We start from the raw sequence: 23,657 nt of genomic DNA on the forward strand, positions 1-23,657 counted from the left end.
AGAGCAACGCTCCACCCCTGCTGACCTGTGCTTATCCGTGTTGTCTCGTCCGAATGGGCAGCACGGCGGGCCCGTTAGCCCTTCGTCCGAAAAGCCGTGAGGAGAACCGGTGCTCTGCCTGAGATTACGAGCGCGGCTGGCTGCCGCGCTTGACCCAAAACCGGCGTCTGGGAGCTACCAACTCCCCTGACCCGGGCTCGCCCTGAGAGGCGGATTCACATCGGTGCGGTGCCGACGGCTTTGCACGAGAAGTCGGCACCGCGCCTCCTACGAACCACGAGGAGCCGCTGCGATGCAGCATGCCCTGACACCCCCACGCCCCGACCCAACACCGCTGTCCGTCGGCCACCGCCGAACCGGTGAACGGCAGCGGCGATGAAGAAGACCACCGGAGCCGTCGTCGGTCTCTTCGCATCCGGCCCGCTGCTGCTGGCCGTTCCCATCCTCGCCATCGGTGCGGGTTCGGCTTCGGCCTCCTGCTCGACCGGCGGTGCACAGTCTGTGGATACCGCTGCCGTTGCTTCACAGGTGAAGGCCATCCTGGACGGTGGCGACAAGGGCGCGGTCTCCGTCGCGGGGCTTGATGACCCTGCCGACCAGGTCCCCAACGCCAAGACGATCCAGGCCACCGGCGTCGCGATGAACATTCCGGCCCGGGGGCAAGTCGTGGCCCTGGCAACCGCGCTACAGGAAAGCGGCCTGCGGAACCTGACCTACGGCGACCGCGATTCGCTGGGACTGTTCCAGCAGCGGCCGTCGCAGGGATGGGGCACGGCGAACGAGATCCTCGATCCGGTGCACTCCTCGACCAAGTTCTACGAGGGGCTGCAGAAGGTCTCGGGCTGGCAGTCCCTGTCCGTCACCCAGGCCGCTCAGGCCGTACAGAGGTCGGGCTTCCCGGAGGCGTATGCCAAATGGGAGCCGCTGGCCACCGCCTTGCAGAAGGCCATCGCCCCCCTGCTGTCGAAGTCCGGCGGCGGGTCGCCGAGCCCGTCTCCGTCTGGCTCTGCTGCCACCGAGACCGCTCCGTCCGATACCGCGGGCGGTTGTACGGCCGGCGGGGACGGAACCGACTTCGGGACCATCCCTCCGGGCGCGGTGCCTGCCGAGTACAAGATCCCAGCCGATGCTCCGGCGAAGGTCCAGACGGCGATTCGCTGGGCCCTCGGCCAGCTCAAGACGCCGTACCAGTGGGGCGGGAGCTGCACCGACTCCCACGGGCCCGACCCCATGGGCCGGTGCGACTGCTCCTCTCTCATGCAGCAGGCGTACAAGGCCGCCGGAGTCACCCTGACGCGCACCACGTACACGCAGGTCAAGGAGGGCAAGGCGACGTCGGCCGATGCCCTCAAGCCGGGTGACCTCGTCTTCACCGAGGGAACGGCCGAAGTCCCCGAGCACGTCGGGATGTTCATCGGCCAGGGCCTGATCGTCAACGCCCCGCACACCGGTGACGTGGTGCGTATCGCGACGCTCGCGTCCTGGAAGTCGCAGATTCTCGCGGCCCGCCGAGTCGTCTGACCGGCCCTTCTCCCTCCCCCTTCTTCACGCACCGCCGCTCCGCCCTCTCGGGCTTCAGCGTGCAATAAATAGAACTGGAGTTCGTAATGTATCTCGCCGACAAGGTCATCCAGCTCGCCTACGACCCCGGGATCAAGCCGAACGAGGGCGGGCTTCCTGGCCTCGCCGTCCTCAAGCAGGTGATGGGCTCGATCAACCTCTTCGGGATCATCGCCGTGGTCGGTGCGCTCGCCGTCAGCGCGGGCGTGTGGGCGTGGGGCCACCACTCTGGTGGCCACCAGGCCGAGGCCAACGGCAAGAAGGGTGTGCTGGTCAGCGCTGGTGCGGCCCTTCTGCTGGGCGCCGCAAACGGCGTGGTCGCGTTCTTCAGCACGCTGGGGACGCAGGTCCACTGATGCCCTCCCACTCCTCGAACCCCGGCGGCGCATCTCGCGTGCGCCGCCGGGCGCTGCTCGGCACTGCCGTTCTGGTGGTGCTCGTCGCCCTCGCCGGCCTGGCTGCCTACCTCACCCGCGACGGCAGGGGCTCCTCCAAAGCTGAAACCCCACCCGCGAGTTCGCCTTCTCCTTCCTCGTCGGCCACTTCGCCGTCCGGATCGTCCTCGCCGAGGTCGCGCCCTCACTCCCTCCCGACTCCACCGGGCACCCACGATCCGATCGCGTTCGGGAAGGCAGCCGCCGAAGCGTTGTGGTCGTACGACACCCGTGCGTACTCCCAGGCAGAGCTGCTGACCGCCCTGCATGGGTGGCTGACCACCGAGACCAAGTACGCCGATCCCGCCTCGGTCGACGCGATCGTTCCCTCGCCCGTGCTGTGGAAGGAAATGGCCGCCAACGGCCAGTTCGCCACCGCCAAGGTCAACGAGGGGCACTTCCCGGACTCGTTCACCCAGGCCCTTCAGGCGAATCCCGGAACGATCACGCAGGCGTACGTATATGCCGTGACCGTCTCCGGCAAGCAGTCGATCGCTTGGAAGGGCTCGCCTGCCGGTGGTGCGGAGAACCGCGTCACCACCCTCGCGGTCCAGTGCCGCCCTTCCCACCCGTGTGCCCTGGCCGGCGTCATGCCGTCCGTCGCGCCCTGACCACCAACCCAGAAAGGAGGTATCGCCATGGGAGTCTGCGACTTTCCGCTGATGGACAAGGTGTGCGGTGCTGTCGACTTCGCCACCAACCCCGCCGGGGCCGTCACCGACGGCATCGGAGCGTGGATCGCGAAGTCGGCGGGCGAATTGGCCGCCAGCGCCGCTGATCTCGCTGCGAAGGCCGTCAACCAGACCACCGCCATCGATCTCAACGCCGGATGGTTCCGGGACAACTACGAACTTCTGCTGCCCATCGGGCTCGCGTTGACCGTCGGCACGTTCTGCATCCAGTTGATGTTCGCGGCCTGGCTGCGAGATGAACGCGCCCTCGCTCAGGCAGCCATCGGCACTATGACCGGCATCCTCTTCAGCTTCTGCGCCATCGCCTTCACGACCGTCGCCATCACCGTGGTCGACGCCCTGTCCGACGGCCTGTTCCAAGCAGCGAACAGCTCAGTCGACGATGCGATCCGCCGTGTGGTGAAGGTCAACGAACTGGGGGCGATGTACGGCCTCGGCTGGGGAGTCCCAGCCATGGTCGCCCTAGGATGCGCGATCGGCGCGTTCATGTACTGGGGCGTCATGGTCGCCCGCAAGGTCGGCGTCCTGGTGCTGGTCGCTCTCGCCGTCTTCGCCGGAGCTGGCGGAGGCTGGGAGGTCGCCAAGCGGTGGCGACGTGGCTGGATCGAGGCCACCGCCACCCTGGTCGTCTCGAAACTCCTGATGACCGTGGTCTTCCTCATCGGCGTCTCAGCGATGGGCAAGTCGGATGCCCACGACGGCATGGCCGCGCTGTCCGACGCGATGGCAGGCATCGTCGTGATGGTGCTGGTCCTGCTGTGCCCGTACGCCACGTACAAGTTCGTCCACTGGGCCAGCGACGGCGGGGGCCACGACGACCTGCACCGCACCGGCGTCGCGGGCATGGCGGTCGCCGCTGGAGCTGCCAAGACTGCGGGCAGTCTGGCGATGCGGGCCAGCAGCGGTGCACCGGCACCGCAGGGGCCGAGCCAGGTCCCCGGCGCGGGCAGCGACGGCGTTGCCTCCGGCATCAGCCCCTCCGGCGGCACCCTCAGCAAGGAGGGCATCGACTCCGGACCGCCCAAGCCGCAGACCAGCTTCCGGTACGGCGAAGACCCGAACGCCTCCGGCGACAAGGGTCGGGCCCTGATCCAGCGCCCCGGTATCCCGCCGCTCATCAACCGACCCGACGAGGGCGAATCGGGAGGCGCCGAAGGAGAAGCGGGCGGCCAGTTCGTTGCCGCTCAGGCTGGAGGCGGCAACATGACCCGCGCTGGCGCCGCGCCGCCGCCGGCCCCCGCTGCAGCGCCGCCGTCCTCCACGGGGCCTTCGGCAACCGGTTCCCCGACACCGACGAACTGGGTGTATCCCAGCCAGTCGCCGTCGGATTCCTGACACATCACATCCGGGGGCGGGCTGTTACGGCAGCCCGCCCCCCGCGCCCCGCGCAACCGATCCCCAGAAACGAGCCCCGCCATGACCTCCAGAAGAGCGTCGCGCGCCCCGCCCCCGCCCGCTCCCACCGTCTGGAACCCACCATGTCCAACAAGCACCAGGCCGAAGCCACCACGGCCAGCGTCAAATTTCCTCACCGCTCGCGGCGCGGCATCCTGCTCGGCCTGACAGCCTCGCAGTTGATCGTCGTCAGCCTCACCGGTCTTCTTCTGCTCGCCGTGATCCTCACCCGCGGCGTGGTCGGCGCCCTCGAACTCATCCCGGTCTGGGCGGCCATCGCCCTCCTCGTGTTCGTCCGCTACCGGGGCCGCGCCCTGGCCGACTGGGCTCCGATCGTCACCCGGTACGCCCTGCGCCGCATGCGGGGCCAGTTGGTCTGGCTCACCCGGCCTTCCCGCCGCCCGATCCGCGAAGGTCTGCTTCACCTGCCCGGCACAGCGGCGAGCCTGCGCGTGGTCACCGCTCCCGACCGTCGATACGGCGCGGTCCACAACCCCCACACCGGCACCCTGACCGCCGTCGTCAAGGTCTCCTCCCGCGCCTACGCGCTGCTCGACCCGGGCACCCAGAACGCCAACGTCAACGGATGGGGACGTGCGCTGGCCGCACTCGCCCGCACGGGCCAGGTCGCCCGGATCCAGGTGATCGAGCGCACCGTTCCGGACTCCGGCGACGCGCTGCGCCGGTACTGGGAGGAGCACGGCCAGCCCCACGCCCCCATGGCGGGTGCGATCTACAGCGAGCTGATCCAGAGCGCCGGCCCTGCTGCTGCACCGCACGAGGCGTACGTCGCGGTATCCCTGGACGCCAAGGCCGCACGACGGCTGATCAACCAGGCCGGTGGCGGCCTCACCGGATCCTTCAGTGTCCTGGCACAGCTCACCTCGACCTTCGATCAGGCCGCGCGAACGGCCGGACTCAACCCCACCGGCTGGCTCACCGCCCGCGAGATCGCGGCCGTCGTGCGCACCGCGTACGACCCCAAGGCCCTTGCAACGCTTGACCGTTGGTCCACGGCAGGGCATCCCGAGGCTGATCCTGCTGCTGCTGGTCCGGTCGTGGTGGTCGAGAAGGCCGACCACATCGCGACCGACTCGGCCGTGCACGCCACGTACTGGGTGGAGAACTGGCCCCGCACCGAAACGTCGGCCGGCTTCCTGCACCAGCTCCTGTTCACCGCCGGGGTCCGGCGCACGCTGTCACTGTCGTACGAGCCGAAGGGGCTGGACGCAGCCCTGCGCGACGTCCAGCGGAAGAAGTCCAGCGTGATCGCCGACGCTGCCGAGCGAGCCCGGCGGGGCCAGGTCGACTCCGAGGCGGACTCGATCGAGTACCAGGACATCAAGTCCCGGGAGCGCCAGCTCATCGCGGGCCACGCGGATGTCGCCCTGACCGGGCTGCTGACCGTCTCGGCCGACTCGGAGGACGAACTCCGCTCCGCCTGCGCGGTTGTGGAGACCGCGGCCGTCGGCGCCCAGCTCGACCTCCGGCCGCTCACCTGGCAGCAGGCCGAAGCGTTCACGGTCGCCGCCATGCCGCTCGCCCTCGCCGCCTGATGCCGGCCCTCCCTCCCCCTGAAAGAGCACCCCCATGTCCCGCACCGCCAGCCCGCCCGCGCAGGACTTCGTGCCCTTCGCCACCGCCGCGCTCGACTTCCACTGCTCGCTCAACATTCCGGGCGGCCCCCTTGTCACCACCCGGGCCGAACTGGACACCCTGCACGCCCACCTCGTCTCGCTGCACGGCCTGCTCGACGCGCATGCCGCCCGCACCGGCCAGCTCGTGCCGGTCGAAGGCGACCAGCTTCGCGCCACCCGCACCCGGATCTGGCAGGCCGCCGATCACATCCACGCCGCGTACCACGCAGCACCCCGGCCGGACTCCGGCGAGGTGCCTGACCGCGAGGGATGCCAGGCGGGCCTGCCCGAGGGGGCACCGGAGCTGACCATCTGCCAGCGCCACCAGCGCACTGCGCATCTGGTGCGCCGCCGCACCACCCCGGCCGACCTGCACTCGCCCTTCACGGGCCTCGTCCGCCGCTGACCCGCCTTCCGTCTGGAGAAACGTTCATGCCCCGCACCCGCGCCAGCGCCTCCCACCTGTTCGTCCCCCGCAAGGCATCACGCGCCGAGCAGCGTGCCGCCCGCGAAGGCTTCGCCGAGGCCCGCCGCCAGGCCCGCCACGCCGGAGCCCCGCCAAAGCGCCGCGCCGAGGAGCACCTCGACCCGGAACTGCGGCCGATCTACCCGCCCTCCGGACGCCCCGGTCCCTCCTCGGCTCGGGGCGGCAAGCTCAGCCTCCCCTCCCACCGCATGACCACCGCAACTGTCAGCGGCGCCTATCCGTTTCTCGCCGAGGGCGGCCTGGGCGCCGAGGGGATCTTCATCGGCCGTGACGTGCACGCGGAGGCGGCGTTCTGCTACGACCCGTTCTCGCTGTACAGCAGCGGGCGGATCGAGGGCTTCACCAATCCGAACGCCGTCCTGGCCGGGATCATCGGCATGGGCAAGTCCGCGCTGGCCAAGTCGATAGCCACCCGGGCGATTGCCCACGGCTACCGCATCTACGTGCCCTGCGATCCCAAGGGAGAGTGGACGGCCGTCGCCCAGGCCCTCGGCGGCTACAGCATCGCGCTCGGGCCGGGGCTTCCGGGTCGGCTGAACCCTTTGGATGCTCCGGCCCGGCCCGCTTCGGTGAGCGAGGGCGACTGGTCGACCGAGGTCCGCAAGCGCCGCCTCCTGCTCCTGGCGGCCCTGGCGCGCACCGTGCTGAAGCGCGATCTCCTGCCGATGGAACACACCGCCCTGGACCTCGCTCTCGACCTGGTGGTCGCCGAGGCCGACGCCGGGGGCACGGTGCCGCTGCTCGGCGAGATCGCGCACGCCCTCGGCTCGCCCGAGCGCCTCGACCGGGCCCTCGGCGACCAGGCCGGACACATGGGACCGGCCGCACAGGACCTCGCGCACGCCCTTCGCCGACTGGTCCACGGCGATCTGAGCGGCATGTTCGACGCCCCCTCGACGGTGGCCTTCGACCCGACCACGCCGATGCTGTCCATCGACCTTTCCCGCCTCGGCGGCTCCGGTGACGACACCGCCTTGGTGCTGGCAATGACCTGCGCGTCGGCGTGGATGGAGTCCGCGCTCGCCGACCCGGACGGAGGCAGGCGCTGGGTGATCTACGACGAGGCGTGGCGGGTGATGCGGCACGTCGGCCTGCTGGAGCGCATGCAGTCGCAGTGGAAGCTCTCTCGCGGGCTTGGCATCGCGAACCTGATGGTCATCCACCGCCTCAGCGACTTGCTCAGCGCAGGCGATGCCGGCTCGCGCGGCCGGGTGCTGGCCGAGGGCCTGCTGGCCGACTGCTCCACCCGCATCATCTACCGGCAGGAACCCGACCAGCTCGCTGCTGCCGCTTCGCTGCTCGGCCTGACCGGCGTCGAGACCCAGGCGGTGTCCGCCCTGACCAAGGGCCGGGGCCTGTGGAAGGTCGCGGGCCGGAGCTTCATCACCCAGCACATCCTGCACCCCGCCGAGCGAGAGCTGTTCGACACCGACGCCCGAATGTCGGCCTAGCTCAACTGGCCTATAGATAAAGAGAGTTGAGCAATGTCGTCAACCGTACCGCGACCAGACCTCCGAGGCTACGGGGGAGGCGCCGCCTCGGGCCTGAGCCCGCGCACCGCGGCATCGGCCAGCAACTGGATCGACCGCCTTGCCGCCGCCCATCCCGAGGAGTTCGCCGGGCTGTTCCACGAGGCACTCACGGACGACCTTGGCGCGGTGGCCCGGCTGCACCAGCTCCTCGAAACCGCTTCGGAGTGGTGCCGCACACACGAAGCCCGTGACAGCGCCTCCGAGTTGGACGCCCTGGCGGAACGCCTGACCGATCTTGGCGAGGAGCTGCACCTCGTGGGGGAGGGCCTGGACGACGAGATCCACTCCCGCTCCCGACGACCGGCAGCGGCGGCTCGCGTCTCCCCGGCCGTGGCACTCAGCGGGCTTCCCGGCGATCGGCAAATCCCGGCCCCTGCCCCCATCCCGCCCTCCGCCGTCCGCGCACTGCCGCGCTCGCGATGAGCAAAGGCACAAGCACACGAAGCAAGAAGGATCTACCGTGCCCGAAATATCCGCACCCCATGAAGACCAGCCATCCTCGACCTCCGATCACCTGGCGTGGCGCCAGCACATCCCGGCCCTGGCTGCTGCCGCCGCCGGCATCCGCCAGGCGTCCGACGACTGGGATGCGGTCTCGGATTCCTTCTGCGACCGCGACGGCTGGCCCATCGATGACGGCTACGACGACGGCAAGGTGAAACGTGACGCCGAAGCGTGGAAACACGTGGAGGTCTTCCTCGCTCACGGCCCCGAGGTACTGGCTGGTGTGCGGGCCGCCGCCGTCGGTGCCGACTACGTCGAGGGGCCGATCAGCGAGGACCTCCGGCGGCTGCGCGGCATCGACACCAACCTGGAACGAGCAGGCCAGATCCGGCACGAGTGGGATGACGTGTTGGCGCTCATGGACGCCTCGCAACCCGGTTCGCGAGAGCTGTACGTGAGCCGCGCGGAGGAGATCCGCAACGCCGACGGATGGCACTACGCGGACGAATTGTCATACCAAGGTCCGGCGCTCGCGCGGGCTGGCGACTACTTGGTCCGGCGGGCGGACACCGACCAGTCTCCGCAGACCGAACGCACTCAGGTAGCCCTCGCACGGTCCTCACCGGGCAACCGCAGCACTCCTGCTGCTTCGCCTCCTGCACCGCCCGCTCCGAATCTGCCTCCCGCTCATCGTTCTCGCTGACGCCGCTAACACAGAGTTCCGGCGACGCCAAACCGGCCAATCTCCGGATCCTCGTGGAACACCAATACTTCTGCCGTCCCACGGTCTGCGGCTCGCGCCGTCGGCTGCTGGGGCGCCGGGCCAAGGAGAGGTCCATGCAATCCGACCAGCCTTTGGTCTCCCTCAAAAGCGAGAGCACTCGCATCACCGCGCGCGCCAGCGATCCTCCGCCGCGTTTCACAGCGGCATCCGTGGAACGGGAGCACGGGTACGGGCACGTCACCGATCCCCTTCGGCAGCGCGGCCTGGAGTGCACCGTCGAGTACGGCCTCAGCGACTACATCGTCCACGTCGGGCTGCCCGACGGTAGTTCGCTGATCATCTCGCCACCCCAGGAGCCGTCCACCGAGCATCCACCCGGGCATCCGGAGAGCTGGTTGGTGACCCGTGGGCATCCTGACGACTCCGCAATCCACGAAGTGATCTACGACTCGGAGCCGGACGGCCCCCACGCGCGACACGGCGGCAACGTTCCAAGTCTGCTCGCCGCGATCGACTCGCTCCTTGATCAGCTCGGCGTGACTCCGCGGGCGGGCGCTGCCTCACCACGAGCGAGTGCCGCTCGCGCACTCTCGCCAACAGCCCAGCGCACGACGCCGACACCACAGCCAGCCGCGTCGGCCATACGCCCGGCGCTGCCACCCGTTCGTCGCTCCTCGTCTGTACCCGGTCGCTGACCGCTTCCCGCCTCGGAGTCCGCCATGGCCCACCCCACCAGAACCATCCCGACCCTCGACCGCGCCGGCCCCCGAGCTTCCACCGGATGGATCTGCTATGCCCACCCACTACGACTCGCTCCCCGACATCGCAGTCGGCCGCCACCCCGACTACGGCATCGTCGCCGCGAACCCGAAGCAACTCGCCGCAAGCACATGGATGTTGAAGGGCTTCGACTTTCACCCCGTCCCGGACCAGCCGACGCTGTACGCACTGGCCGACCAGCAGCGTGACGGACAGGGTCGCGCCACCCGGGCCGTCGCGCTGCTACGTAAGGCCGGCTACCAAGTTGACGTGGATGCCGCGTTCGACCCCTCGCTGGCCTCCGGTGCGGCTCCGGCCCGTGAGCGCCCTCTACGCATAGATCCCGACGTCGCCTTCGCCGAGCATCCGCGTCTAGGCATCGTCGCGGCCACCAACGACCACTCCTCTGCGCTCGGCGGCCGACTCATCCTGGAGGAACACGGCTGGCGACTGAACCCGGACCTGGACATCTACACGCTGCCGATCACCTCCGACCGCAGCGAAGCCCTGGAAAAGGTCGCCAGCGCCACGATGACGATGCACCGATCCGACCTCCAGGTCGCGGTGCAGCCACGTCTCGCCCAGGACGTAACAGCCCGCCGCCCTCCTGCACCCGCGCCACCCGCACGCCACGAGCGCAGCCAGGGCTTGGCCACGCACAAGTTCCCCATCAGCGCTGCCGCGCTCGCCGCCAGCCCAGCCCGCGCCGGCCTCCCGGGCAAGGCGCCGGTTCCCGCTCCCGCCGCGTCCGCTCCGGCGGCCCGGCCGGTAGACCCGCGCATCGCCTTCTCCCGCAATCGCTGACCCCTAAAAGCTCCGGGCCCTCCTCGCCTTCGCCCAGCACCCCACCGCTTTCCCGCCAACACCGATAGGAGTTCCGCCGTGCCCGACGCACCAGCAGAGCCGTTCATGCCGATCCGGCACACCATCACCGGGGAGATCACCACCACCGGCTACAACGCCGCCGCCCGGCGAATCCTGCTCCAGGACGGCTTCGAAGAGACGCCCGGCTGCGCCTGCCGAGCGACGGAACCCGGTGCGGAGCGGACGCACGGGCCTGCTCGCCAGCCGACGAGCTGCTCGTCGCCGGTCATCCCCTGCCGCTGGACCGCGCCCTCGGTCGGCCGGTGAGCGCCGACGGTACGCCTCGGTTGGCCCGGTCGCCGATGTCGGCACAGTCCGTGATCCGCTCCGAGACCGACCAGCCCCTCCAGCCCACGCCAACCCCGCCCGCCGCCCTACGTGTTGAAGGAGCCTCGTTGTGACCACACCCGGACCGCCTACCAGTCCAGCGCGCACCAAGGGCGGCGAACTACGGGCCAAGGTGGCCCGTCTGCTGGCCGACCGGCCGGCAGATGCGCTCACCATCGGGGGCATGGCCAGGCAGCTGGGCCACTCCCACGGCGCCGTCCGCAACGCCGCCCTCACCCTGGTGCGACGCGGCGAGGCCGACCAAAGCGGAACCGGACAACCGGAGTTCCGCGCGAACGCGAAGACTGCCGCAGCCGCGCAGACCGCTGTGATCAGCCCACCGGGCACCCACGCTCCCCGCGCTCAGGCGGCCATGGCCCGCACGACCATTACCGCAGCGGCCACGCCGAAGCAGACCGGCCCGATCCGCCGCGCGGGGGGCCAGCTCTACCACCCCCGGGAGCTGGCCGATCTGCCCGATGTCGAGGCGTTGAACCGTCTGCGCGACGCCGACGTGCCGGTGCTGCTCTACGGCCCTCCGGGCACCGGCAAGACGTCGCTGGTGGAGGCGGCGTTCCCGGACCTGCTCACCGTCGCCGGGGACGGCGACACCACGGTCGGCGACTTGATCGGCGAGTACACGCAGGCTGACAGCGGGGGTTACGTCTTCCAGTACGGTCCGCTGGTCACCGCGATGACCGAGGGCCGTGCCCTGCTGATCGACGATGCCACCTTGATCTCGCCGAAGGTGTTGGCGGCGCTGTATCCCGCGATGGACGGGCGCAGGCAGATCCAGGTCAAGGCCCACAAGGGCGAGACCATCAAGGCCGAGCCGGGCTTCTATGTGGTGGCGGGCCACAATCCCGGCGTCCACGGGGCGGTGTTGACGGAGGCGCTGTCGTCCCGGTTCAGCGTGCAGATCCAGATCGGCACGGACTATGACCTCGCCCTGGCCTTGAGGATCGATGCCCGGGTGGTCCGGGTCGCCCGGCACCTCGCCCGCCAGGTCGAACTCGGCGAGCTGGGCTGGGCCCCCCAACTGCGGGAGCTGCTCAGCTACCAGAAGACCGAGGCCGTCCTGGGGACCAATGCCGCGCTCGCGAACCTGGTCGGCATCGCTCCTGTGGAGGATCGCGACGCCGTCGCCGACGCCGTCATCAAGACTGTCGGCGTCAAGAAGATCGCACCCCTCACCCTCGGCAAGCAGCTCCCCGCCTCGGCCGTCCGGCAGCCCCCGGGCAGCACCGGCTCCGCACAGCAGGGCCGCTCGCGATGAGCGCCCACCACCACGTCCAGTCCCCCGCCGTCACGCCGGACGTCGACGCCGACCTCGCGCGCTGGGACGACGACGGCGCCCCGCCCGCGCAGCCCCGCACCTCCCCGGCCGCATGGCTGCGCGTGGGTGCCGAACTCGGCGACCGGCTGGTCGCCCTCTCCGGCCGCCAGGACCTCCTCGTCACCTGCCGCCCCGGCACGCGCAGCGGCGCACCGGCCGCGTTCTTCCCCGCTCTGGGCGAGGTCGAGTTCGACGCCGCCCTGTTCGCCCCGCTGAAGCCCCACGAGATCCATCCGCGGATCGTGGGCGACGAGGAGCGGTATCCCGCCGCCTGGGGCGTGTTCGTACACGAGGCCGCGCACGCGGCCCACTCCGTGTGGACACAGCCTGCCGGAGCGGACCCCCGTGTCGTCGAGGCCGCGCTCCTGCTGGAGGAGAGCCGTGTCGAAGGCGCACACCTGATCACGCGGCCCACGGACCGCACGTACCTGCGTACCAGTGCCCGAACCCTGGTCATGCCCGACATCGCCCACCCCACCCTTCAGGGCATCGAGCACGCCGCCGGCGTGGCGGCCCTGATCCTCGGCCGCCGTGACGTCGGCATCCTGGACGCCGGCGAGACCCGGGCCGTCGCCGACCTGTGCGAAAAGGTGCTGGGCGCAGACCTGCTGGACAACCTCACCCGCATCTGGACCGCAGCCCACCAGTGCCCCGACCACGACGCCACGACCATGCTCGCGCACGGTCAAGAATGGTGCGACGCTCTGGACGCCGCTGCCCCCGCCCTGCCCGTGCCGGAGAACCTCACCGATCTGCTGTCCGGCGCCGTGGGGGTCGTCATGGACAGCACGGCCGCCACTGACGCCGCCGACCTCGCGGCACAGGCCGCAGCGGCCAACGCCGTGGCCGCGCAGTCCAAGGCGCAGACTCAGGACCGCGCCCAGCGGGCCGGCCAGCGACGTCAAGCCGCCGCCACCGCCAAGTCGGTCTTCAACGCCCGTGGCACCACCGTCACCCCCGACGGCACACCGGCGCCCTACGGCAACCCGGTCACCGGCACCCGCAGGCCCACCGCCGCCGAACAGAGTGCCGCCGCGCGCCTGAGCCGTGCGCTGCGTGCCGCCGCCTACCGCGAGCGGACCGAGGAGCGGACCACCAGCCCCACCCCGCCCGGCCGCCTCAACATGCGCGCGGCCCTCGCCCGCGACGCCCAGCGCGCGGCCGGGTCGGTCCCCACCGCGGAACCGTTCACACACACCCGCCGCCGCAACTCCCCCACCCCGCCGCTGCGTGTGGGTATCGCCGTCGATGTCTCCGGCTCCATGCGCGCCGCCTGCGCGCCCGTCGCGTCCGCTGCCTGGATCGTGGCCCGCGCAGCAGCCCTGACCGACCCCGACTCCCTCACCGCCACCATCGCCTACGACCAGCACCTGACCGCGTTGACCCGACCCACCCACCGAGCACCAGAGCGCGTGACGACGTTCGATGCCAACGGCGGCCACCACAACCTCGGCGACGCCATCGACGCACTCGACCACGGCCTCGAACTCAGCCGCCCCGGCGCTGGCCGCCTCCTCGTGATCGTCACCGACGCCCATTACGGCAGCGACGAAACCGCTGCGGCCGTCACCCGCGTCAAGCAGCTCACGACCGCCGGCTGCGCCGTACTCCAGCTCACCGTCACCGCGGAGTCCCGCCACTTGCCGGGGACCACCTTGCTGCACCTGACCCAGCCCTCCAGCGCTCCCGCCGCCATCGCCACGGCGGCCACAAACGCCATTCGCAGGACGCGCTGAGACGACGCAGAAGGCGGAAGCGTCCCCGAGACCACCGCCAAGCAGTCCAGACCACCTCCGTCCGCCGCATGAATCGTGCATCTGATGCACGACCCTCCGCAGCGACGCAGGCCACCACCCCAACCGCCAACGAAAGGCACTCGATATGAAGCCCCAGACCAGCAGCCCGACCTCGAACGTAACGCCCATCAAACGGAATTCCCCGGGGGTGGCGACCATCTGGCAGATCACTTACTCCTGCGGCCACTCGGCCGAGCGCGACCTGTCCGACCGCGCAGCCGACCGTCGCGCGGGCTTCGCCGAGTGGCTCGCCAAGCAGGAGTGCACGGATTGCTGGCGGACAGCGAAGGAGGACGACGAGCAGGACAAGGCCGCTTGGCTGGAGGCCAAGCGGGCCGAAGAGCAGGCCGAATCCGAAGCCTGGTCTCAGCAGTACCGGATGCCTCCTCTGGAGGGGACCGAGCGAGCGGTCGCCTGGGGTGTGCGCTGTCGCCACCAGGTCCTGGCGGCTGCCTACACCGCCCTGGTCCTCGAAGGCGAGACCAGCGAGACGGAGTGGGAGGAGATCGAGGCAGCCGCTCGCGCCATCACCCGTGCCGGGTGGTGGATCGACCAGCGCTCCTCCGAGCCCGACGACCTCACGGAACTGCTCCAGGCAGCCACCGAAGCCGACCGGCCGACCGAGAACCCCCACTTCTGACCGCACGGTGCCCCGCCTCGGCGGGGCACCGGCTCCTATTTCAAGGACCTTGATACCCCATGCCCGAGTACCCCCTGCGCTGCGATGTCCGGCGTACCGAGAGCACCACGGACCTCCTCGGCCAACTCCACCGCAGCGAGCCCGGTTTTGCCCCCTACCTCCTCACCGCCTGGTCCTCGGAACTGACCGCCCAGGAGACCGTCGTCCTCCCGCACCTGGCTCTGCTGCTCGACGAACCCGTCGCGCTGCGGAAACCGCGGACCGGGCACACCGCGTCCCAGCGACTCACCTGGCACTGCGCCATTCGCAACACCACCGACGTGGAACTCGACGACGGCGACTGGTTCGAGCTGACGCGCGAGGTTCTCGACGCCACCGGCATAGAGCCGGACGCCGATCCGGCGGCCTGCCGGTGGGTGGCCATGCGTAACCGGGCCAACGGGCTCGACATCGTCGCGACCGTCATCCGCCAGGACGGCCGCTGGGCCCGGTTGCACAACGACGCCTACTTCGCCCGCGCCGCCTGCGCGAATTTCACCTACGACCACGGCCTCGACACCCCGGGATGAGCGGTGGCTTCTACCGGCAATCTCCGGCCTCGCCAAATCGCGAATCCTGCGGATCCTCTCCCTGACAGCCCGGAGACCGGGCTCCTGTTCGCCACTCCCCTTCGAGGTAGCCGCCGTGATCGCCCACCTGCAGCGCGCCAGCAACACCGCTGGCCTGCTCTCGTACCTTTACGGGCCGGGCGAGCGCGGTAGTCACACCAGTCCCCGGCTGATCGCGGGCGACGGCCACGGAGCCCCGATCGACCTGCTCGCCGAAACCGGCTCGCCGCCCTACTTGGCCAGCGCCCTCGACGCTCCCGTGGAACGTCTCGGGGTCCGCGCTCCCGAACAGCCGGTATGGATCTGCTCGGTCCGCTCCGACCCTGGCCGACCGGACCTCACCGACTCCCAATGGGCCACGGTCGCCCGCCGCCTCGTGGCCGTTACCGGTGTCGCTCCAGAAGGCGATCCAGATGCCTGCCGGTGGATCGCTATGCGCAACCAGCCTCGGCAGGTGCACGTCGTGGCCACCCTCGCTCGTGAGGACGGCAGCCTCCACAACGGCTACCGAGATGCCTTCCGCCTCCAAACGGAGTGCCGCCGAATCGCCGCCGAGCTGGGTCACCTGCACACCACGCCAGAACCGATATCCCGAGCCCCGGAGACCAACGTGCCCGCCCCCTCCATCACCATCACCGCCGAGCCCAGCGGGAGCGTCTCGGCGAAGGGCGCCAGCGACGACCTTTCCGCCACGCTCCTCAAGCACGCCGGCTTCCAGCAGATCGAGGACTGGTACGGCCGACGCCATCGCCTGCCCACCACGACCCCGGCCGTCGACCGCGCGGCCATCGCCACCCACGCGGCCGAGATGCTTCGGGCCGCCCGCTACGGAGTCGACCTCGACCCCTCCCTCGACTCCGGCCGCACGGCCACCCCGGCAAACCCGCTCGGGCCCTACATCGCCGGAGCAGAACTCCTCCGGCTCACCGACCAGATCAGGTCTGCCGAGAACGGTGACGACCTTCGACGGGCAGTCGACCACCTCCTCCACCCCGAACACGGCGCGCTGGAGCGTGTGCGGGAGGCGCTGGAGGCGGCAAGCGAGCAGATCACGGACCTCGACGACGAGGCATATCAACTCGCCGACCGGTTTGGGTTCGCTGCTGAGTTCGTCAGCTCGGCGCAGTCGGAACTCCACGACTCGGAGGTCGAGTTGCTCGGCGTCGGCCGTACACAGGAGCCGCAGGCCGAGGCACGGAAGCAGTTTCCGAGGCTCCCCGACCCCCGAGCCGCCGCTCTCGCCACTTCGCCCGCAGCGGCTAAGGCCAAGGTCTCCTCGGCCTTCGGTGGTGGGGCATCAGATACCAGCGCGGCTGTGCGCCCCTCACAGGCCCCCGGCCCTCGGGCGCGGTGACCCAGATGATCTCAACCGCTCCCGTCGCCGGGCTGCCACGCACCTATCTCATGCGGGCCACCGACGCTCTGGCCAGCGCAACGGCCACCTACGCCGTCCCGCTCTTGGTCCTGGTCACCACCGGCTCCACCGCCTTGACCGGCCTTGCCTTCCTCCTCGAATGGGCACCTCGGCTGGCGGCCTTCTCCTTCGCCGGATCGATGGTCGACCGGTGGGGTGCCGGCCGTGTCTTCCGGATGTCCAACCTGGTGCGCACTGCCGTGGTCGCCCTGGCCGGTGCCGTGCTGTTTGTCCTGCCCGGCACCGGGACGATGACAACGAGTGTTGTCCTGACTTTCGGTGCTGTCTCCGGGCTGCTCGCGGAGGTCTCCTTCGTCGCGATGGAGACGCTCGGTGCTGAAGCCAGCCGCCGGTTGGGCAACGAGGCCCACCGGGTACAGGCCGCGCAGACCGGGATCGACCAGTGCGCGATGCTCGTCGGTCCGCTCTTGGGCGGCCTACTGCTTCTCGCCGGCCCGACGTTGCTCCTGACCGCGGTCGCCCTGTTGGCTCTGACCGCTGCCGCGACTGCATCCAGCGCTGGAGGCGTCCCGGGGCACAGGTCAGCGCCCAGCAGTCTCTTGACCGGGTGGGCAACCCTGCGCCGCACCCCAGCCCTCGCGTGGTTGGTCGGCGGCCTGGCCGCCTCCAACTTGGCCACGGGCGTACTGCAGGCCGCCGCCCCGATCACCGTCATCCACCACTTCCACTACTCCACCGCCGCCGTCGGCTCGGTCTGGAGCGCGGCAGCAGTTGCCTCGTTGATTGCCGTGTGGACCAGTCGCCGTGCGATCGATCGCTTCGGTATCTGGCCGGTCGGCGCGGTGACGGCTGCCGTTTCGACGGCGGCGTGTCTGGCGACCGCCCTCGCGCCGAGCTTCGCCACGTACACCGTGGCGGTGGCGGCGGTCATGGCTGGCGAAGGCGCGATGACCGTCGTCCTGCGAACCCTGCGGTCCCGCCTCATCCCGGCGCAGGCGTTCGGCTCCACCCTGGCGGTGACGATCATCCTGGTGCTGCTTCCGCTTCCGCTGGCCGGAGTCCTGATCGCGCTCGTGCCCCCTGCTGACATTCCGCACCTGCTCCTGGCGTGCGCCGCTCTCCAGGGCCTGGCGCTGACCGCGTGCTTCGCCGGTCTGCGACGGCACCGCGCCGCCTGCGACCTCTCCGAGCCGCAGGTTCCTGCACTCCACAAGGAGCCCGCCCCAGCGCCGGATGCCGTGTGAACGGTCGCTGAGCGCCCCAATGCACCTTGTCCTTCCTCCTCTTCCCACCACCACCTCACGGAGGCTCTCCATGTCCCGAACCACTCGCCCGCTGCTGATCGTCGTCGGCGGCACGGATCCCGTCTATCGCGGCTACTGCGTCGAGCAGGTCGCCGCCGCATACCCGATCGCGCTGATCGACACCAAGCCGCCTTCCTGGCAGCAGCACCTGGTGGTCGACCACGAGGTCGCCGACACCCACGACCCGGAGGCCGTGGTCGCTGCCGGCCTGGCCCTGGCAGCTCGTCACTCCATCGCCGGAGTCGTCACCTGGGACGAGTACACGCTCGTGCCCACCGCTGAACTCGCCGCCCGTCTGAACGTGCCCGGGAACAGCGCTGCGGCGATGACTGCCTGCCGGGACAAGGCGACCAGCCGCCGCCTGTTCGACGAGCACAACGTGCCTTCGGCCACGTCCACCCGCGTCGACAACCTGACGGCGGCGGAAACAGCCGCGCTCCGCACCGGCTTCCCGGTCGTCCTCAAGCCTTCCTCCCATGCCGCCAGCATCGGCGTGGTCCGCGTCGATACGCCCGAGGAACTGCCCTCCGCCTGGGAGTTCGCTGCCGCCGGGGCCGGTGAGCAAGGCCCGGAAGGCAGCGGTGTGCTGGTCGAGGAGTACCTGTCCGGCCCGGAGATATCGGTGGAGTGCGTCACTCAGCACGGCATCACCACCGCCCTGGCCGTGACCCGCAAGGAGGTCGCCTTCCCTCCGTACTTCGAGGAAGTCGGCCACACCGTGAGTGCCGGCGACCCGCTCCTGCCCGAGGTCGCCCCCGTCGCTGTTCAGGCAGTGCGGGCGCTGGGCGTGACGACTGGCGTCCAACACGTTGAGATGCGCCTCACCGCGTCCGGTCCACGCATCATCGAGGTCAACTCCCGTATCGGCGGCGACCTGATCGGGCAGCTCGTCCGCCTCGCCACCGGCCTCGCACTGCCCCGGATCGCGGCCGATGTCGCCTGCGGACGGATTCCCGACCTGACGCCCACGGCGCACAGCACTGCTGCGATAAAGATCGTCTATCCCCCGGCTACCGGCACCCTCTCCGCCCGCGACCTGGCGATCCACCCTGGTCCGGAGTCCCCGTGGCTGCACCAGGTGACGTGGCTCCGCGACGTCGGAGAGCGGGTCGTACTGCCGCCGGCGGGCAACCTCGACACCAGCCGGGTCGGCTTCCTCATCGTCACCGCAGACAGCGCCGAAGCGGCCCAGGGCTCTCTCTCGTCTCTCGCCGACGCCCTGACTCTGTCGGTGGCCCCGTGAACCTTCCCACTGCCCTCGGACGCCACAGATCCGAAACGCAGACCTGTGACCGTCCATCCGGGTGGGGAGCACGTCGGTCTCGTGCCCCCACCCAGCCCGGAAGTCCAGTACATGATCGAGGAGCAACCGTGCCCGAGTTCTACCCGAGCATCGGCGAGGCCATCGGTGCCGCGATGCAGCACAACATCCGGCTCGCCCATGGCAGCGAGACGTCGGGCTCCGACAAGCCGCTGCAGGTCCGCCACCTGCCCCATCCTTCCTCCGACCCATACTCCGTTCCCGGGATGATCGCCCGGCTCACCGAGACCGCAGAGCCCAACGAGGTCGCCGGAATCGTCGAGGAGATCAACGGTGCGCTGGTCGGCGCTCTCCCGCAGCTGACCGAACTCGTCGCCGCCGCCGCCGACTGGACCCGCGTCCGCCTGACGTTCGACGACCCGAACCACAACCCCGCCTTCGAGACCTGGACGCGGCTGGCCGCCGCCCACGGCATGCTCCTGGACGTCCAAGAGCAATTGGAGGTCGCCGAGGACGGGATCGCCGCGTGCCCTGCCGAACGCACCGACCCCAGGCACCACGAGATGGTCAATGTCCTGCGAACCAGGGAGCTGCTCAGCGATGTCCTCGGTGCTGGTCCGGTCCCGCCGACCGCCGATGGCACTGCGGAAACGAATCGGCAGCGCGCTGCCCGTACCTCCTCACCGAAGGCTGTCACCCAGCGCACGACGTCACCGGTCGGCTCCGCAGACGCTGCGCCGAGCACTCCGCCGCCCCGAGCCCCTCGCACTCGATAGCCCCGGCCGTCGACTCCCTTCCTGAACAGGAGCCTCCTCGATGATCAGCAGAAGAGCGCCGCGTGCCCCGCCCTCATCAGTCGCCTGCGCTCACTTCCAGGACTCACCATGCCCGCACCGCGTACCAGCGCGCCCTCGACCACCACCGGGTCGGACGCGCTCCTCTACCTCCTCTTCGGCATACTCGGCATCGCGCTAGCCTTCGGTTCGCTGGCCTGGCTGAGCGGTTCTCTCACCAACTCCTTCTTGGGAGCAGGGACTTGGCCTCCGTTCAGGGCCACTGACGCACTGCTTCATCCCGAGGTGCTGTGGCCGCACCTGAGCCCCACCGCCCTGCTGGTCGGCGCGCGGATCATCCCCGGCCTGCTGTCGGTCTGCCTCACCGTCCTCGGCCTGGTGCTGTGGATGCGCCTGCGCGGCGGCACGAAGAACGGCCTTGCCCGGAAGGCCGACCTTGCCCCGCTGCTGGACAAGGAGATCACCGCCAAGGCCAGGAGCCTGCGGCCGTCCTTGAGCGGCCGGGAGTGTAAAAGAGGTCGCCCCTGCCGACCGCGGAATCCTTCTCGGCGCCCTTTCCCCGGGCCGGGCCCCTGTCCGCGCGTCCTGGGAGGACGTGATCGTCGCGATCATGGCTCCGCGCTCTGGAAAGACATCCGGGCTCGCGATCCCCGCGATTCTCGCGGCACCCGGCCCGGTCCTGCTCACCAGTAACAAAGCCGCGAACGACGCCTTCACCGCGACGGTGGACGCTCGGGCCGAGGTCGGTGCGATCTGGACGCTCGACCCGCAGCAGATCGCCCACCACCCGCGCGAGATGTGGTGGGACATCCTGGCCGACGCTCGCGACCTGGCCGGGGCGAAGCGTTTGGCCGGGCACTTCGTCGCCGCCAGCGTGGACGATTCGAATGGCTCCGACTTCTGGTCCACCGCCGCGAGCAACACGCTCGGCGCGCTGTTCCTCGCTGCCGCCAGCCACCGCCGCCCGATCACCGACGTCCTTGCCTGGCTCGCCTCCCCCGCCGACCGGACCCCGGTCGACCTGCTCACCGATGCCGGCCACGACGCGGTCGCGGCCCAGCTCCAGGGGACCGTCTCCGGTGCGACGGAAACGCGCGACGGAATCTTCGAGACGGCGCGGCAGTACGCGAGCTGCCTGCTCGATGCGGACGTCGCAGCGTGGGTAACCCCCGCCAAGGGTCTCCCTGAGTTCAAGCCCTTCGCGTTCGCCACGTCCCGCGACACCTTGTACCTGTTGAGCAAGGACGGCGGCGGCAGCGCGAGCGCGATCATCGCCGCAGCGGCTGACGCCGTGATGCGCGCGGCCGTGGTCGTCGCCGAGCGCTCAGGCGGACGGCTGGACCCGCCCGCGCTGTGCGTCCTCGACGAGGCCGCGAACGTGTGCAAGATCTCGGATCTCCCGGACTTGTACAGCCACTTGGGCAGCCGGGGTGTCATCCCGATGACGATCTTGCAGTCCTACCGGCAGGGTCAGCGGTGCTGGGGCGAGGCCGGCATGGACGCGCTCTGGTCTGCGGCCACCGTCAAGATCATCGGAAGTGGCATCGACGACGCGGACTTCGCCGACCGGCTCAGCAGGCAGGTCGGCGACCACGACGTCCAGACCACCTCGGTGTCGACCAGCGACGGCGGCAAATCCACCTCGGTCAGCATGCGCACCGAGCGGATCCTGCCGCCCGACGCGATCCGTGCCCTGCCCAAGGGCAAGGCTCTGCTCCTGGCCACGGGTATCCGGGTTGCCATGCTTGACCTCCGGCCCTGGTACAAGGAGCCGTCCGCCAAGGTGGTCGGCCCTGCTTCGGCCCGTGCGACGAAGGCGATCACCGAACGGGCCCTCGCGAAGGCCAACGCCCGTGACGACTTCGGGTTGTCGGCATGAGCGCGCCACGCCGCGTCCGGGGCGGCTCGTACGTTCGCCGGTCGTTCTGCGCGACGGGCAGTGGTGGTTGGTCAGCGGCGCCGGTTCGATACTCGCCTCCGATCCCACGTTCACCCGCACTCTGGACTGCCTCGCGCAGGCGATGGCCGCTGCGGACCAAGCGGTCGCCGATCTCCGTGCCCGGGAGGGCGAGCCTCCTGCTTCTGACGCAGGGGGCCAGCGATGAACCCGCTGCTGGGCGCGGAGCAGGCGGTGCTCGGTTCCGTGCTCCTCGACCCGGGCCAGCTCTCGCACCTTGACTGGCTCGCGCCGGATCACTTCTACCGGCCGGTCCACCAGGCGCTGTTCGCCGCGTTGCGCAAGCTCCGGGACGACGGTCACCCCGCGTTGGCCGAAGAGTCCGTACCGCTGTCATGGGTGACCGATGCGGTCGCCGAGGCCAGCACCCACGTACGGGGGCTGACCGCGGTGTACGCCCACACCCTGATCTCGGCCTGCCCGCGTCCCGCGCACGCTCCGGTGTACGGCCGCATGGTGCTGGAGGGCGCGATCCATCGCAGCATCACGGAACACGCGATCCGTCTGCACCAGGCGGCCCGCGCCGACGCCCTACAAGGCGAAGTCGAGGGAGCCCTGCATTACGCGGACGTCCTGACCGGCGTGCTCAGCGATCTCGCACAGCGGTGGGGTACCGAACCGCGCCCGGTCGCGCCTGCTACTCCACCGGCCACCGTCCCGGTCACGCCACCTCCGGTTCGGGCCGAGCAGGTCGCCGAGGACGAGCGGTTCCTGCTGGCCGTCCTCGCCGAGCGACCGAAGGCCATGGACGAGGTAGTCGGCTGGCTGCGGCCCGGCGACTTCGCCGACCCCGCCCACGGGCAGCTCTACCGCTGCCTCGGCGCGCTGCACCACCGGGGTGAGCCCATCGATCGGGTCACCTTGCTCTGGGAGGCCCAGCGGCGTGGGCTTCTGGCCGACGGGACGCTGTCCGGCGATCAGCTCGCCGCCATCTGCGATGGCGTGGGTCCAGGCAGCGCCGAATGGCTCGGCGAGTTGGTGATGCGCTCGTCGGTCACCCGCACGGCGGCGACCTCTGCGCGGACCATCCGGGGCCTTGGCGGAGAACGAGGCTCTGACCCCCGGGCGGCTCATCAATCACGCATTGCACGCGCTCGGTCCCCTCGATGAAGTGCGCTCCCGCTGGCAGGCGGTGAACGGCCGCCCCGCACCGACGCCGACGGCCCCGACTCGCTCGGCGACCGGGCCGCCCCCTGCACAGGTGCACGCGGCACTCGCCCGCAGCGCACCGCGCCCAGCCTCGCCATCCTCGGCACGGCCGGGGTCTGCCCCCAGCCTGGCCGCCCTGCGACCGCCATCTCGCGGGCACGGCTGACCCTCCCTCCCCTTACGTCGCTTGTCCCTCCCTTTGGAATTCACCATGAAGAACACCCCGGTCTCCGACGCCCTGGCCCTGCGCGCCACGGCGTCAGCATTCGATGCCCAGCGCGGCAAGCTCCCGGTCCCCGGAGACCCTCACCGCTCGCCGAGCAGCGTCGCCGTCGCCCGGCAGATCTCCGAACTCGGCGCGTTGATCAACGGTTTAGGGCGACGAGGTCCTCTTCCGCGCCGTCGACCAAGACCAGGAGTCCCGCAGTGCACGGGTCATCACCGGCTTCGCCGCCGCCGTTGGCCCCGCTGGCGAAGCGGCATCCGCGCTCGGGGCAGTAGCCCATCAGCTTGCGTTCCTGAACCAGACCGAGCACCTTCGCGACCAGCCCGATGCCCGGGACGCGCGGGAGGCTGCGGTGC

The 23,657-nt window shown here is 70.3% G+C and carries 20 protein-coding genes and 2 pseudogenes; all 22 read left to right on the forward strand.

Features of this window, described 5'->3' with window-relative positions:
- Positions 1 to 375: 375 nt before the first annotated feature.
- Positions 376 to 1,521 (forward strand): C40 family peptidase, encoded by a 1,146-nt coding sequence (locus M2266_RS15975; protein ID WP_277438801.1) that lies wholly within the window; start codon positions 376 to 378, stop codon positions 1,519 to 1,521.
- Between the two features lie 86 nt (positions 1,522 to 1,607).
- Positions 1,608 to 1,916 (forward strand): DUF6112 family protein, encoded by a 309-nt coding sequence (locus tag M2266_RS15980; protein WP_266805323.1) that lies wholly within the window; start codon positions 1,608 to 1,610, stop codon positions 1,914 to 1,916.
- Positions 1,916 to 2,605 (forward strand): hypothetical protein, encoded by a 690-nt coding sequence (locus M2266_RS15985; RefSeq protein WP_277438802.1) that lies wholly within the window; start codon positions 1,916 to 1,918, stop codon positions 2,603 to 2,605. The genes M2266_RS15980 and M2266_RS15985 overlap by 1 nt, the downstream gene beginning before the upstream one ends.
- A gap of 27 nt (positions 2,606 to 2,632) precedes the next feature.
- Positions 2,633 to 4,021: an ATP-binding protein gene (locus tag M2266_RS15990; protein ID WP_277438803.1), complete on the forward strand. Its 1,389-nt coding sequence runs from the start codon at positions 2,633 to 2,635 to the stop codon at positions 4,019 to 4,021.
- Between the two features lie 143 nt (positions 4,022 to 4,164).
- Positions 4,165 to 5,637 carry an SCO6880 family protein gene (locus tag M2266_RS15995; protein ID WP_266805317.1) on the forward strand — a complete coding sequence of 491 codons (1,473 nt, stop codon included), beginning with the start codon at positions 4,165 to 4,167 and terminating at the stop codon, positions 5,635 to 5,637.
- 34 nt (positions 5,638 to 5,671) lie between these two features.
- Positions 5,672 to 6,124, forward strand: a complete 453-nt coding sequence (locus tag M2266_RS16000) for a DUF6238 family protein (protein WP_277438804.1) — start codon at positions 5,672 to 5,674, stop codon at positions 6,122 to 6,124.
- Between the two features lie 26 nt (positions 6,125 to 6,150).
- On the forward strand, positions 6,151 to 7,656 hold the full coding sequence (locus M2266_RS16005) for an ATP-binding protein (RefSeq protein ID WP_277438805.1): 1,506 nt from the start codon (positions 6,151 to 6,153) through the stop codon (positions 7,654 to 7,656).
- A gap of 33 nt (positions 7,657 to 7,689) precedes the next feature.
- Positions 7,690 to 8,160: a hypothetical protein gene (locus M2266_RS16010; RefSeq protein ID WP_266805313.1), complete on the forward strand. Its 471-nt coding sequence runs from the start codon at positions 7,690 to 7,692 to the stop codon at positions 8,158 to 8,160.
- Positions 8,161 to 8,251: 91 nt separating this feature from the next.
- Positions 8,252 to 8,884: a hypothetical protein gene (locus M2266_RS16015; protein ID WP_277441230.1), complete on the forward strand. Its 633-nt coding sequence runs from the start codon at positions 8,252 to 8,254 to the stop codon at positions 8,882 to 8,884.
- A 134-nt stretch (positions 8,885 to 9,018) separates the two neighbouring features.
- Entirely contained in the window at positions 9,019 to 9,600 is a 582-nt protein-coding gene (locus M2266_RS16020; protein WP_277438806.1) for a hypothetical protein, read from the forward strand.
- Positions 9,601 to 9,697: 97 nt separating this feature from the next.
- Positions 9,698 to 10,468, forward strand: a complete 771-nt coding sequence (locus M2266_RS16025) for a hypothetical protein (protein ID WP_277438807.1) — start codon at positions 9,698 to 9,700, stop codon at positions 10,466 to 10,468.
- A 105-nt stretch (positions 10,469 to 10,573) separates the two neighbouring features.
- A complete protein-coding gene (locus M2266_RS16030; RefSeq protein ID WP_277441231.1) occupies positions 10,574 to 10,795 on the forward strand; it encodes a hypothetical protein in 222 nt (73 codons plus the stop codon).
- Positions 10,796 to 10,988: 193 nt separating this feature from the next.
- Positions 10,989 to 12,131 (forward strand): AAA family ATPase, encoded by a 1,143-nt coding sequence (locus M2266_RS16035; protein ID WP_277441232.1) that lies wholly within the window; start codon positions 10,989 to 10,991, stop codon positions 12,129 to 12,131.
- On the forward strand, positions 12,128 to 13,927 hold the full coding sequence (locus M2266_RS16040) for a hypothetical protein (RefSeq protein WP_277438808.1): 1,800 nt from the start codon (positions 12,128 to 12,130) through the stop codon (positions 13,925 to 13,927). The genes M2266_RS16035 and M2266_RS16040 overlap by 4 nt, the downstream gene beginning before the upstream one ends.
- A gap of 208 nt (positions 13,928 to 14,135) precedes the next feature.
- Positions 14,136 to 14,627 (forward strand): hypothetical protein, encoded by a 492-nt coding sequence (locus tag M2266_RS16045; protein WP_277438809.1) that lies wholly within the window; start codon positions 14,136 to 14,138, stop codon positions 14,625 to 14,627.
- Positions 14,628 to 14,686: 59 nt separating this feature from the next.
- Positions 14,687 to 15,196: a hypothetical protein gene (locus M2266_RS16050; RefSeq protein WP_277438810.1), complete on the forward strand. Its 510-nt coding sequence runs from the start codon at positions 14,687 to 14,689 to the stop codon at positions 15,194 to 15,196.
- 115 nt (positions 15,197 to 15,311) lie between these two features.
- The gene (locus M2266_RS16055; protein ID WP_277438811.1) at positions 15,312 to 16,589 is read left to right on the forward strand and encodes a hypothetical protein; all 1,278 of its coding nucleotides are present in this window, start codon (positions 15,312 to 15,314) and stop codon (positions 16,587 to 16,589) included.
- A 5-nt stretch (positions 16,590 to 16,594) separates the two neighbouring features.
- Positions 16,595 to 17,854: an MFS transporter gene (locus M2266_RS16060; protein ID WP_277438812.1), complete on the forward strand. Its 1,260-nt coding sequence runs from the start codon at positions 16,595 to 16,597 to the stop codon at positions 17,852 to 17,854.
- Positions 17,855 to 17,924: 70 nt separating this feature from the next.
- The gene (locus M2266_RS16065; protein ID WP_277438813.1) at positions 17,925 to 19,157 is read left to right on the forward strand and encodes an ATP-grasp domain-containing protein; all 1,233 of its coding nucleotides are present in this window, start codon (positions 17,925 to 17,927) and stop codon (positions 19,155 to 19,157) included.
- A gap of 128 nt (positions 19,158 to 19,285) precedes the next feature.
- Complete coding sequence (locus M2266_RS16070) at positions 19,286 to 19,951, forward strand: hypothetical protein (protein ID WP_277438814.1); 666 nt, start codon at positions 19,286 to 19,288, stop codon at positions 19,949 to 19,951.
- Positions 19,952 to 20,059: 108 nt separating this feature from the next.
- Positions 20,060 to 21,848, forward strand: a pseudogene (locus M2266_RS16075) (TraM recognition domain-containing protein).
- Positions 21,849 to 22,070: 222 nt separating this feature from the next.
- Positions 22,071 to 23,241, forward strand: a pseudogene (locus tag M2266_RS16080) (DnaB-like helicase N-terminal domain-containing protein).
- Positions 23,242 to 23,657: the final 416 nt, after the last annotated feature.

Source organism: Streptomyces sp. SPB162 (assembly GCF_029504575.1).
Taxonomy (GTDB): Bacteria; Actinomycetota; Actinomycetes; order Streptomycetales; family Streptomycetaceae; genus Actinacidiphila.